Annotated in this window: 7 protein-coding genes; 4 read left to right on the top strand and 3 right to left on the bottom strand. The window is 40.8% G+C overall.

The features are described 5' to 3' along the window. Nucleotides 1-8: 8 nt before the first annotated feature. Together R1T16_RS00535 and R1T16_RS00530 are read left to right on the top strand one after the other, a co-directional pair. Nucleotides 9-1,253, top strand: a complete 1,245-nt coding sequence (locus tag R1T16_RS00535) for a glycoside hydrolase family 27 protein (protein ID WP_317499102.1) — start codon at nucleotides 9-11, stop codon at nucleotides 1,251-1,253. 3 nt (nucleotides 1,254-1,256) lie between these two features. Then, nucleotides 1,257-2,222 (top strand): glycoside hydrolase family 5 protein, encoded by a 966-nt coding sequence (locus R1T16_RS00530; RefSeq protein ID WP_317499101.1) that lies wholly within the window; start codon nucleotides 1,257-1,259, stop codon nucleotides 2,220-2,222. Nucleotides 2,223-2,309: 87 nt separating this feature from the next. On the opposite strand, the gene R1T16_RS00525 is transcribed toward R1T16_RS00530, so the two are convergent. The 3 genes from R1T16_RS00525 to R1T16_RS00515 all read right to left on the bottom strand — a co-directional run bounded on the left by R1T16_RS00525 (nucleotide 2,310) and on the right by R1T16_RS00515 (nucleotide 4,759). Then, entirely contained in the window at nucleotides 2,310-2,993 is a 684-nt protein-coding gene (locus tag R1T16_RS00525) for a response regulator transcription factor (protein WP_317499100.1), read from the bottom strand. Nucleotides 2,994-2,996: 3 nt separating this feature from the next. Beyond that, complete coding sequence (locus tag R1T16_RS00520; protein ID WP_317499099.1) at nucleotides 2,997-3,791, bottom strand: sensor histidine kinase; 795 nt, start codon at nucleotides 3,789-3,791, stop codon at nucleotides 2,997-2,999. 605 nt (nucleotides 3,792-4,396) lie between these two features. After that, nucleotides 4,397-4,759, bottom strand: a complete 363-nt coding sequence (locus tag R1T16_RS00515) for a hypothetical protein (protein WP_317499098.1) — start codon at nucleotides 4,757-4,759, stop codon at nucleotides 4,397-4,399. Between the two features lie 324 nt (nucleotides 4,760-5,083). Between R1T16_RS00515 and R1T16_RS00510 the strand changes: the two genes are divergently transcribed. Continuing rightward, on the top strand, nucleotides 5,084-5,629 hold the full coding sequence (locus tag R1T16_RS00510) for a phage tail protein (RefSeq protein ID WP_317499097.1): 546 nt from the start codon (nucleotides 5,084-5,086) through the stop codon (nucleotides 5,627-5,629). 465 nt (nucleotides 5,630-6,094) lie between these two features. After that, nucleotides 6,095-13,555, top strand: a complete 7,461-nt coding sequence (locus R1T16_RS00505; RefSeq protein ID WP_317499096.1) for a PKD-like domain-containing protein — start codon at nucleotides 6,095-6,097, stop codon at nucleotides 13,553-13,555. Nucleotides 13,556-13,653 lie beyond the last annotated feature (98 nt).

The following is a 13,653-nucleotide window of genomic DNA, read 5'->3' as shown; positions in this document are numbered from 1 at the left end:
CTTTATAAATGAAAAAAATTATCTATTCGCTTTTTTGTATTGCTTCTGCATCTGTAATGATGGCCCAGGGCAATAATTATGTACAGGATTACACAAAATACCAAAACCTTGCCATGACCCCGCCTATGGGATGGAACAGCTGGAACAAGTTTTCATGCAATGTAGATGAAAACATGATTAAGCAAATGGCCGATGCCATGGTTGCAACAGGTATGAAAGACGCAGGATATACTTATATAAATATTGATGACTGCTGGCATGGCGACCGTGACGCTAAGGGATTTATTCACCCTGACCCTACCCGATTTCCATCGGGCATAAAAGCACTTGCCGATTATGTGCACAGCAAGGGATTGAAACTGGGCATCTATTCTGATGCAGGCTCACAAACCTGTGGCGGCAGGCCCGGAAGCCGTGGCTATGAGTTTCAGGATGCATTAACCTATGCTGAATGGGGTGTTGATTACCTAAAATACGACTGGTGCAACAGCGAAGGCCTTAAAGCCGAAGGTGCTTATAAAACCATTACCGCTGCACTTAAAAAAGCCGGACGCCCTATTGTATTAAGCATCTGCGAATGGGGAACAGATAAACCGTGGGAATGGGGACAAAATGTTGGCCATTTATGGAGAACAACAGGCGACATCTTTAATTGCTTTGACTGTATAAAAGACCACGGAAGCTGGAAAGCTTTTGGTGTTATGCAGATACTCGACATGCAAAAAGGGCTCCGCCAGTATGCAGGGCCGGGGCATTGGAACGATCCAGATATGCTTGAAGTAGGCAACGGACAGCTTACACCATCTGAAGACAGGGCACATTTTACCATGTGGTCTGTGATTGCTGCTCCGCTTGTTGCAGGAAATGACCTGCGTTCTATGAATAAAGAAAGTACTGAGGTACTTACCAATAAAGAGATAATTGCCTTAAATCAGGATAAGCTGGGTATTCAGGCATTCAAATTTGCCGAAAATGACGGATTGGAATACTGGGCAAAGCCTTTGGCTGATGGCGACTGGGCTATCATTTTCCTAAACAGGAGTACATCGGCTAAAAATGTAGATTTTAACTGGGCTGAACAGAAGGTTTATGACGACATTAATAAACTGGACGCTTCTTTTGGCACTATTACATATAACATTAAAAACCTTTGGGACAAAAAGGATAAAGGAACAGCAACCACTAAAAAGGCATTGAAAGCAAACCTGCCTGCCCACGATGTTATTGCCCTTAGATTAACCAAAAAGAAATAAATAATGACAAGATTACTTATAATAGCCTTTGCGGCACTTTTACTTTCTACTGCGGGATTTGCCCAGGCAGTGAAAGAACACGGACAGCTAAGAGTTAAAGGTACACAGCTGGTAGATAAAAACGGAAAACACGTTATGCTTCGCGGCGTGAGTTATGGCTGGCATAGTTTCTGGCCCCGTTTTTACAACAAACAGTCGGTGCAATGGCTTGCAAAAGACTGGAATGCAAATGTAGTTCGCGCTGCTATGGGCATAGAAACCGGAAGTAAAGGGCTTACCTACAAAGAAAACCCGGCTGATGCCAAAGCAAAGATAAAGGCTGTTGTAAACGGAGCTGTAGCATCTGGCATCTACGTGATTATAGACTGGCACAGCCATAATATAAATACCAAAGAAGCGGTTGCTTTTTTTGATGAAATGTCTAAAACGTATGCAGACACACCTAATGTTATCTATGAGATATTTAACGAACCTGACGAAGAAAGCTGGGCAGACGTAAAGGCATACAGTGAAGCAGTTATTAAAGTAATTCGTAAAAATGATCCTGATAACATTATTCTTGTGGGCTGTCCGCATTGGGATCAGGATATAAACCTGCCTGCTGCTGACCCTATAAAGGGATACAACAACCTGATGTACACTGTTCATTTTTATGCAGCGACGCACAAGCACGAATTGAGGGACCGCACAGATGCTGCAATTAAAACAGGACTGCCTGTATTTATATCAGAATGCGCAGGAATGGAAGCTACCGGAGACGGGCCGCTTGATACTGCCGAATGGCAAAAATGGATTGACTGGATGGAGTCTCGCGGACTGAGCTGGATAACATGGTCGGTATCCGATAAAGATGAAACCTGCAGCATGCTTAAAAAATCGGCATCATCTACAGGAAACTGGAAAGAAAGTGACCTTAAGGAAAGCGGTATTAAAACCAGGGCTTACCTTAAAGAATTGAATAAAAAATAGTTGAGTTAGTTTATTTTGGGTCAGGATCGTCCGGAGGAATTTTTCTTCGGGCGATTCTTTTTATATTATAACTACTATTTCAGGATATTAATCAATAAGACTTTCAAGACTTACATATTCATTATTAATGGCATATATAATAAGACCTATCATGTTCTTGCACTCTGTTTTACGTAAAAGATTGTTCCTGTGCCCTTCTACAGTCCTTGCACTAAGAAATAATTTTTCGGCAATTTCAGCGCCACTATGCTGCTTGCATATAAGCTGGAGTACTTCGACTTCCCTATTTGTAAGCTGCTCTTCAAGAAGTCTTTTAACCTTCTTTTTAGGTGAAATTAAATATTCATGAATTACCTGTAAAACTTCGTCATTGTAGTAAAAACCATTTTCGTATACTTCGCTAATAGTTGTCATCAACTCTTGTGGAGTGGTGTTTTTTACAAGATATGAGGCGGCACCTACATCTATCATATTGGCTATAAAAGATTTGGTATTATAACTGGATAGCGCGATTACCCTGATGTCAGGAAATTCTGCATGGATAATCTTAGTTGCCTCTACCCCATTTGTTACAGGCATTTTAAGGTCAATAATAATTATATCGGGATTAGAACCATTATCCCTGTTCTCCCTTAAAAACGAGATAAGTTCCTGACCGTCTGAAGCTTCAAAAACAATATCAATATTTTTTTTGCGCTGAAGCAGAAAGGCTATTCCTTTACGAAAAAGCACCTCATCATCTGCAAGAGCAATTTTTATAGTATCTGCCATAATCTAAAAAATAAAAATAACGTTAGTACCCTTATTTACAGCCGAATTTATAGTCATTGTGCCATCAAGAAAAATTATACGGCTTTCTATATTTTTCATTCCAAGGCCTTTTTTACTTTCATTCTTATTAAAGTCAAAGCCTTTTCCGTTGTCAGAATATATACACTTAATTTTATTATTTTCTTTTTCAAAACTTAAAGACAGTTCGGTAGCATTACCATGTTTCAGCGAATTGTTAATCAGTTCCTGAATGATTCTGAAGACATGCAGGTGCTTAATGCTGTCTTTTTCATCAAACACAACATCATTATTATAATTTACGATTACAGCCTTGCTGCTGTTAACTTCAAAACACAACTCTTCTACAGCGGCATGAAGCCCGAATTTTTCAAGTACGGGAGGTAAAAGATCATGTGCTATCCTTCTTGAACTTGCCAGTGTTTTAGAAACCAGATTAACTATATTTACAGATATTTCCTCAATTTCTTTCTCTGTAAGATCAGGTGTTGTAAGCAGGTGGCTGTTTAACGACACAATGTTTAACTTAGAGCTAATATCATCGTGCAGATCCTGGGCTATACGCATTCTTTCATCCTCCTGCGTTTCAAGTGTTGCAAGTATCAGTTCTTTTTGATATTCCAGTTCGAGGTTCTTTTTTTCGAGTTCCTTCTGGATAATTTTCTTTTTTGAAAAGTAAAAGAACAGCAACAAAACCATTCCCATAAAGAACATAAGGAAAATGCCTATTACAATTATCAGTCCTGCCTGGTTGGTTTGTGATAAAAGGTCTGCTTCCATTCCCATAAAATTAGTAATTGATATACAATAAACAAGATTGCGTTTATTTTCCAGATGAAGATACTGATTTCGACGTTGAATGACGCAATTGAGGGTGCTGAAACAAAAATTAAACAGCTGCTTAGATAGTAAATGAATATTCCTACAGTAACATAATGGAATGGTAATTTTTGGGAGAGCAGCTCAAAAAGATACATCACTGCATATAATATTATTATACAGGAAGTTATAAGCAGTCCAATGGAATTAAATGTAAAATATATGTCAGGATGCAGACAATACTGGATAAATAAACCAAGTGTAGTAACTACAGATACATATTTTACTATATTTTTCTTTTTTGACCGGATATCTGCCAGCAAATAGTAAAAGAAAAAGCTCAGCAATATGAAAGGTATAAAAAGCAGATAGCTTGCAAAAAAATGGTTATTCATGCCGTGAGAGGCATAAACATCAGCTAAAGACTGGATAATAAAAAGCGAAACTAAATAAATAACAAAAGAAGTAAAGGCTTTGCCTTTACTGGCAAAGCCTTTACAATAGATTGCACTATTAAAAAATAATAAAAAGAGACTTGTATAAGAAAGGATCTTTAAAAGATACATTTATTTTTCTTCTAGTAGTAATGTATTAAGTATACTTCGTTGATCGCATGCATTAGGGCATGGCATAGTAAGGTCATAGATTTGGTTATTGTTTCCGGGAGCAGGAAGCATATCGACATAGGTGTTTGTTTCTTTATTATATTTTGTCCCTACAAACATAAGCTTTTCTTCTCCATTATCATCTACACCAAGATAACCTCTTACCGCATCAATTTCTTCGGTAAGTATACCTATAAAATCATTTTTTGGGATAACGAAAGCATGTAATTCATGATGCTTATTATAATGACCCTCTACTTTTCTCCAACGTGCGGCATAACGTACTGCATCCGGTAATTTGATTGTTGTGTCTTCTTTACTCATTGTTTAAATTTTAATTGGTTTATAGTTGGTTTAAAACTTCAAAAATTTGAATACCTCATTTCTTTTTACAAGGCTGCCAAATTATTAATTCTCAAAAATATTAAGGTTTTGCAAATATAAAATAATTATTAAGGTACAATTTAGCTAATCGTTATTTTCTTACAAAGTCAAATCTGCCAAATGACCTATTTACCTGATAAACTGCACATTTATTAAAAAACCAAAAAGAAAAACAGGTAAATGTACGTGGTTTTGGCATTACCCTAATTTCTACTTTAGCACCATAATAATAAACCAATTTTAACCAATTAAAAAATCAACATTATGGACGAAGAACTAATGGGAACCATTAAATTATTTGCAGGTAATTTTGCACCTGTAGGATACATGTTATGTCAGGGACAGCAATTACCTATATCTCAATACTCTGCATTGTACGCAATTTTAGGCACAACCTATGGAGGAGACGGGCGCACAACATTTGGATTACCAAATTTACAAGCCTCTGTACCTGTAGGTACAGATACTGCAGGAAAATATCCTTTGGGCCTAAAAGCAGGAACTGAAACAGTTACATTAACTGTATCAAATCTACCGGCACATAATCACCCTGGGCAAATTGCCGTAAGCACATCTAACGCTATCCTTGCAACACCAACTGCAGCATCAGCGATAGCCGCACCGGGCTCTGGCTCAGGGAGAAACTTTGTGCCATCATTAGGATTCATAGAAGCCACCCCAAATTTAAATTTAACAAACGGAGTAACGATAGGAAACACTGGGGGCAGCACACCGGTATCTAATATGCAGCCTTTTGTTACTTTTAATTACATCATTTGTGTGCAGGGTATTTATCCTTCAAGACAATAAGTTTATTGTAACGAACAGATAGTAATTTCACTGAAATTATGACTGAATCTAACGTGACTTATTCCTTTAAGATGTAAAGAGAAATAATAACTTAAGAATAAGTAATTTATGATTCCACAGTATTTATTGACATAATTAAATATAGTAATATCTGAAAAGTTTAAATATTCATATTAGATAATTTATAAACCTTAACGGACTGTATTTTTAATTATTAAGTGGTATTGTTAAATGATCTATCTGACACTTTAAGGTATTTAAAGGGCTGCACTTTTGCCGCCCTTTAGTGCTTTTACTAAGAAATTATTTAACGAGAATAACAAATAGAAACTTACGATAATCAATATTATTTGTTATCCATTCGTCGATTAAATTGATATTCAAAACGTTAAATTAATCCAAAACAAATATTTACTAATAATTATCTCAAATTTTGCCACTAATAATTTAAATCTAAATCACACCATGAAGAAACTTTACTTTTTACTCATTTGGCTACTATTAGTCAGTTTTAAACTCTCGGCACAGGTAATTACAAATGAAACCTTTGAAAATACTGCAAATGCACCAGAAAATTCATCTTCTTTTATCAGCAACGGACAATTATTCACAATTACAAACCAAGTTGGTCCTCCGGTTGCTGTAAGAACATCAACTATCCCAAATTCTTATGGATGGAACGGTACCGCACCTGATCTAAGATATTTTGATAATCTTGGTAATGTAAACGGCGTGCATCCAAAGTTTACTATCAGCAGCCTTACAGCCTTTAAGATAAAATCGTTTTGGCTTTTCCTTTCGGACATCAGTGTTAACCAGTATGGCGACGGAGGAGGAAGGCAGGTAACTGTTGTGGCAAAAAATGGCTCTACAGAGGTATTTACCTATATAAAAAACAGTGGTTTTTTAACAGGTAATCCTTCAACAGTAAATAACGGTTTCGTTCTTTTTGATTTTACAGGTATTGCCGCTTCATCCAATCCAATTACATCGCTTGAAGTAACATTAGCAGGTACAGGTTTTGATTATTTTAACCTTGACGCCTTTAGGTGGGAATCTTTAGCCAGTGCTACTGTCCCTGTTGTAACTACTTCTGTACAAACCAATCTTGGAGCTACTAGCGTAACCTTGGGAGGCACTGCATCAGACGGTGGGAGCGCACTGCAAAGCCATGGCGTTGTATGGAGTTATACAGACACAACTCCTACTATTGGGGAACCCGGAGTTAATAATGTAGTGATAAACGGTACGGCAAGTCCATTCAGTCAATCTATAACGAGTCTTCTTACGAGCACTACAATATATTTTTCTGCTTATGCAATTAACAGTGTAGGAACGAGTTATGGCAACACTAGGTCTTTTACCACAAATGCTGCTCTTTCGGCAACACAATCTCAAACAAATCCTACATGCAATAACGGCTCAAACGGTACAGCAACTGTAACCCCTGCAGGTGGAAAAACACCTTACACATATTCATGGACACTTTCAGGTGGTACAACTGCTACACTAACCGGGCTGGCTGCTGGATCATATTCTGTACAAATTACAGACGGTGAAGGCACAAGCATAACAAAGATTTTTACAATCAACAATCCTGCGGCGACTCCTGTCTCATTCACCACAAATCCTGCCAGTGTTTCTGTTTGTACTGGATCTGGCATTACATTGAGCTCCGCGGCATCAAATGCTACCAGTTATCAATGGTATGTTAGTACAGCTGTGGGAAATACTTTTACTGCTATAACTAATAACGCTACATATTCTAATGCAACAACTGCAAGTCTTTCTATAGGAAGCATAACAGCCGGCATGAATGGATATAGATATTATGTTGTGGCATCTAATACATGCGCATCAGCTACGTCTTCAGACGCTACACTTACAGTAACTACTATACCTGTAGCAACAGCAACACCTTCTTCTGAAAACATCTGTAGAGGTAATAGTACGAACATTGTGCTTACATCGGCTCCTACAGGTGCAACATTTGCATGGACGGTTTCAACAACAGGTACAGTAACAGGCGCTGTGGCAGGATCGGGTTCTTCTATAGCACAAGCTTTAGACGGACTAGGTACAGCAACGTATACTGTTACACCTACCTTAAACGGTTGCCCAGGCAGTCCTATCACAGTTGTTATTACTGTAAAGCCTTTACCGATTGCTATAGCTACCCCATCGTCTAAAACAATATGTTCAGGAACATCACCTAATATAGCCTTGACATCATCACCTGCAGGTGCTTCTTTTGCATGGACTGTAGCAACAGCAAGCGGTACGGTTAGCGGCTCATCTGCAGGTTCAGGATCGTCTATAAACCAAACGCTTACCGGTAATGGTATCGTTAATTATACTGTAACACCTACATTAAACGGCTGCCCTGGCACACCTATTACAATAGCCATAACAGTTAATCCATTACCTACGGCAACGGCAACACCGGCATCTCAAAGTATTTGCACCGGTACTGATACAAATATTGCGCTTACCTCAACCCCTACAGGTGCCACCTTTGCGTGGACAGTTGCAACAACAGGTACTGTAACAGGCGCTTCGGCAGGATCTGGATCTTCTATAGCGCAAACATTAAACGGAATAGGTACTGCAACTTATACCATTACTCCTACCTTGAATGGTTGCCCGGGGGCAACTACATCAGTAGTTATTACCGTAAAACCGTTACCTTCTGCCACTGCAACACCAGCCTCGGCAACTATTTGCTCAGGCAGTGCAACAAACATTGCGCTTACCTCTAGCCCGGCAGGCTCTTCTTTTGCCTGGACTGTTGCAACAACTGGTACTGTAACAGGTGCCCTGGCAGGATCAGGTTCTTCTATAGCGCAAACATTAAATGGCACCGGGACCGCAACATATACTATAACCCCTACCCTAAACAGCTGCCCGGGCACGCCTGTTACGGTAGTAGTTACAGTCAACGCACTTCCGGCTATAACCTCAGCCCCGTCTGACGCTTCTATCTGCGTAGGCGAAAGTACGGTTTTTACTGCTTTGGCTTCAGCTGCAACAAGTTATCAGTGGCAGGTTAGCACAGGCGGTACTTATACTAATATTACAAATAATGCAACATACTCCGGTGCACAAACTACAACGCTCACTATTACCGGTGCAACCGTAGGTATGAATAATTACAGATATCAGCTTGTTGCATCAGGTAGCTGTTCTGGCACAGCTATATCTGCATACGCAACTCTAAATGTAAATACAATAACGGCAACACAAGGAGCAATCGTTAATGTAAGTTGCCGTGGTGAAGCTACAGGATCGGCTACGGTAAATGTAACCGGAGGTTCAAGTAATTACACCTACTCATGGGCTCCATCAGGTGGTACTGCAGCGACAGCTTCAGGACTTACAGCAGGTACTTATACTGTAACTGTTTTTGACGGTAACTGTTCAACCACTCAAATTTTTCCGATAACCCAACCGGCTGCAATACTCGCGGCAAGCACAGCTTCTACAGGTGTGTCCTGTTTCGGGGGAAGCAACGGTTCTGCAAGCGTAACCGCAACGGGAGGAACTCCGGGCTATACGTATGCCTGGTCGCCTTTAGGAGGTACAGGATCTTCAATTTCAGGAAGGCCCGCAGGAAATTATCAGTGCATAATTACTGATAGCAACGGCTGTACTATTACTAAAAATGTCACTATTGCAACACCTTCTCAATTAAGCGTTACAATGTCTAAAACAAATGTTAGCTGTAACAATGGTTCAAATGGAACTGCTACAGCTACAGTTACTGGCGGTACAGGATCTTACACTTATACGTGGACACCTACAGGTGGCAATTCCGCCACTGCAACAGGACTTACAGCAGGTACATATATTGTTATAGTAAGAGATGCAAATAACTGCCAGACTACCCAAAGCGTTACGGTGGATCAGCCTGCACTTTTAACAGCAACCTCATCAAAGACAGATGTATTATGTAACGGAGGTTCTACAGGAACGGCGACAGCAACACCAAGTGGCGGTAATGGAGGATATGTCTATGTTTGGAGAAATGCATCAAATACTGTCGTTGGTACAGCAGCAACTGCTACCGGACTGCCAATAGGAAACTATACTTGTACAATTACAGATAGTGTAGGTTGCTTTACGACTCTAAATGTAACGATCAACCAGCCGAGCCTTCTAGTAGCTTCTACCGTTCAAACCAGCGCAACATGTGCTTCGGGCGGACAGGCAACAGTTATACCAAACGGCGGCGCGGCGGGCTACACCTACTTATGGTCACCTACAGGAGCTACTACATCGTCTATAAGCGGATTAGCAGCGGGCGTTTATACTTGCACCATTACAGATGCTAATGGATGCAGCATAATTAAAAACTTCACGATAACCACTACAAATACGCTTGTTGCTTCTACATTTAAAACAGATGTTTCATGTAACGGATCAAATACGGGTTCAGCTGGAGTTGTACCTTCTGGCGCACCCGGTCCTTTTACCTATACCTGGTCTCCATCTGGCGGAAGCGCAGATACAGCAACAGGATTAACAGCCGGAAATTACAGCGTTTTAATTACAGCTGCAAACGGTTGCTCAATTACAAAAAGTTTTACCATTACCCAGCCAACGGCTTTAACAGTTACCCCATCACAAGATAATCTTATTTGCAATGGAGGATCTAATGGAACGGCCAGTGTAACTGTGACAGGTGGCACAGGTGCATACACTTATCTATGGGCTCCAACAGGAGGAACTGCAGCAACAGCATCCGGACTTACTGCAGGAACCTATACGGTTACCATAAAAGATGCTAACCTTTGCCAAACTACACAAAGTATTACTATCACACAACCTTCTGCAATAACATCTGTTATTGCTTCTCAAACAAATGTAAGCTGTAACGGAGGTACAAACGGTGCTGCTACCATCACGCCAAGCGGAGGAACAGGTGCATATTCTTATCTGTGGGCTCCATCTGGTGGTACAGCTGCTACAGCAAACGGACTTGCAGCCGGAACATATACTGTTACCATTAAAGATGCAAATCTTTGCCAGGCAACACAAACGGTAACTATTGCAGAGCCTGCATCGCTTACTGCGACAATAAGCAAAACAGATGTATTATGCAATAATTCTGCTAACGGAACAGCAACTGTAGTACCATCAGGAGGTACTGCACCTTATACCTATTCATGGTCACCATCGGGAGGTACTGCTGCGACAGCAACAAACTTGAGCCCGGCCACGTATACCTGCACTATTACCGACAATAAAGGATGCTTTATTACGAGGACTATAACTATTACAGAACCTGCAGCAGGCTTAACAGTAACAGCAGGGCCGCAAACAAATGTTTTATGCCATGGTGCTGCAACAGGGACGGCTACAGTAAATGTAACAGGAGGAACAGGCGCATATACTTATGTTTGGGCTCCAACTGGAGGTACTTCGGCAACTGCAACAGGACTTACTGCAGGAACATATACGGTAACAGTTAAAGATGCTAACTTATGTACTGCAACACAATCGTTTACTATTACTGAGCCTGCCCAGCTTACTGTTTCGGCAGGGCCACAAACAAATATATTATGTAACGGTGCAGCAACAGGATCGGCTACAGTAAATGTAACAGGAGGAACAGGCGCATATACTTATGTTTGGGCTCCAACAGGAGGTACTTCGGCAACAGCCACAGGACTTACCGCAGGAACATATACGGTAACAGTTAAAGATGCTAACCTCTGTACTACTACACAATCATTTACTATTACTGAGCCTGCCCAGCTTACCGTTTTGGCAGGGCAGCAAACAAATGTTTTATGCCATGGTGCTGCAACAGGATCGGCTACAGTAAATGTAACAGGAGGAACAGGCGCGTATACTTATATATGGGCTCCAACAGGAGGTACAGCAGCTACAGCAACCGGACTTATAGCAGGTACCTATACGGTAACGGTAAAAGATGCTAACCTGTGTACGACTACACAGTCATTTACTATTACTGAGCCTGCAACATCGCTAACGCTTACTGCCGGAGCACAAACAAATATTTTTTGTAGTGGTGCAGCGACGGGATCGGCTACGGTTGTTGCAACTGGTGGTACAGGTGCATATACATATTCATGGGCTCCGTCAGGAGGTACTGCGGCAACAGCAACGGGACTTGCCGGAGGTACTTATACGGTGACAGTTACTGATGCCAACGGATGTACAGCGACACAAAGCTTTACCATTACACAAACACCATCAATCGTGCTAAACGGCACTTCAACTAACATTTCTTGTTTTGGAGGAGCCAATGGTGCAGCAACGGTTAGTGTAATTGGAGGAACAGCACCATACATATACGCATGGTCTAGCGGCGCTACTACAAATATGATAAGCGGTTTAAATGCAGGAGTATACACATGTACTGTAACCGACGCTAACGGATGCACGGCAACAAGCAGCTTTACAATATACGAACAGCCGCAAATAATGGCAACATCAGTTAAAACAAATGTTTCTTGCTATGGATTAGCAAACGGATCGGCTGCAATAATTGCAACAGGAGGCGTTCCCGGATACAGCTACGCATGGTCTAACGGTGCAGGAGGCGCATCTGTTACAGGCCTTGCTGCCGGTACCTATACCGTAAATATTACCGATACAAATGGATGCTCTATTGTACATACTGTAATCATTGATCAACCGGAAGAATTTGAGCTGAATGCTACAGTGACAAACATTTCGTGCTCAGGCAATAACGATGGCTCTATTGAAGCGATTGCTTCTGGAGGAACTGAACCTTATACATACGTTTGGTCTCCGGATCTCGGTACTACAAATTCTGTTGAAGGCCTTGGTACCGGAGAATATAGCCTTACGGTAACCGATGCTAATGGATGCTCAGTAGAAGAATCATTTACAATTACACAGCCTACTCCACTATCGGTAAGCATATCTCAAACTAATGTTTCATGCTACCTGGCAGGAGATGGCGAACTGGGTGTTGCTGTTACAGGTGGAACAGGTCCTTACACATATGCATGGACACCTAATGTAAGTACCGAAGCTACTGCTGCGGGCCTTGCTGCTGGTAATTATTCGGTAACCATTACAGATGCTAACGGATGCTCGACATTAAGGAACTTTAGTATTACTCAGCCTTTGGAACTTAATGCTGCTGTTACCTCTACCGCTCCGCAATGTGTGGGTGAAACAGATGGTACGGCAACTGTTATTGCTACAGGCGGTACTGCCCCTTATACCTATGAATGGTCTAACGGCGGCACAAGTTCAACCGTTGAAGATCTTGCTGCCGGAACATACAACGTAAGTGTAACCGATGCCCACGGATGCGTAAAAACCGTTACACTTACTATCACTGCACCGCTTGCAGTAACTATAAGCCTGCAGCCTCAGGACATGACAATTACCGAAGGTGAAAACGCAGCATTCACTGTTGTAGCAACTAACGCAGCCTCATACCAATGGCAGGTAACTACAGATGGTACTATCTGGACAAATGTAACTAATGGGGGTACTAATCCTACCTACTCGGGAGCTACCCTTGCTTCACTTATCGTTACAGACGTTCCACAAAGTTTTGATGGGTATGCATACAGGGCAGTATTAACAAACAATACAGGTTGTACAACAACATCTGACCCTGCACTGCTTAATGTATCTGAACTGGTAGGAACTGTAGACTTTAAAGATATCAGGCTTACAGTTTACCCTAACCCTGCATCTACAGAAGTGTTTATCAAACTGCCAGATTTCAGTTCGCACAATAACATTAAAGCAGTGTTATACGACCTTAACGGAAGGATGGTACAACAGAATAATGTAACGTCAGAAACGTTCAGTATGAATGTTACCGGGCTTGAATCAGCGGTATATATTTTAAATATAACTTCTGATACCGGTACAGCCACTAAACGCATCGTTGTAGATAAAAAATTCCAATAAACTAAAATTAGTAATCCCAAAAAATTAGTTTTAGTTTTATAAACATCCGCCAATTGGCGGATGTTTTGCTTTACAAACAACTTAAATACTCCTTTATT

Origin of the sequence: Flavobacterium sp. DG1-102-2, assembly GCF_033042555.1 — a bacterium.
Lineage (GTDB): Bacteria > Bacteroidota > Bacteroidia > Flavobacteriales > Flavobacteriaceae > Flavobacterium.
Note: the sequence above shows the minus strand (reverse complement) of the source record. Positions and strands in the feature narration are given on the sequence as shown.

Excerpts from the sequence above, each read along its gene's own strand:
- R1T16_RS00510 (WP_317499097.1), top strand. The coding sequence starts at position 5,084 with ATGGACGAAGAACTAATGGGAACCATTAAATTATTTGCAGGTAATTTT.
- R1T16_RS00515 (WP_317499098.1), bottom strand. The coding sequence starts at position 4,759 with ATGAGTAAAGAAGACACAACAATCAAATTACCGGATGCAGTACGTTAT.
- R1T16_RS00525 (WP_317499100.1), bottom strand. The coding sequence starts at position 2,993 with ATGGCAGATACTATAAAAATTGCTCTTGCAGATGATGAGGTGCTTTTT.
- R1T16_RS00520 (WP_317499099.1), bottom strand. The coding sequence starts at position 3,791 with ATGGAAGCAGACCTTTTATCACAAACCAACCAGGCAGGACTGATAATT.
- R1T16_RS00535 (WP_317499102.1), top strand. The coding sequence starts at position 9 with ATGAAAAAAATTATCTATTCGCTTTTTTGTATTGCTTCTGCATCTGTA.
- R1T16_RS00530 (WP_317499101.1), top strand. The coding sequence starts at position 1,257 with ATGACAAGATTACTTATAATAGCCTTTGCGGCACTTTTACTTTCTACT.
- R1T16_RS00505 (WP_317499096.1), top strand. The coding sequence starts at position 6,095 with ATGAAGAAACTTTACTTTTTACTCATTTGGCTACTATTAGTCAGTTTT.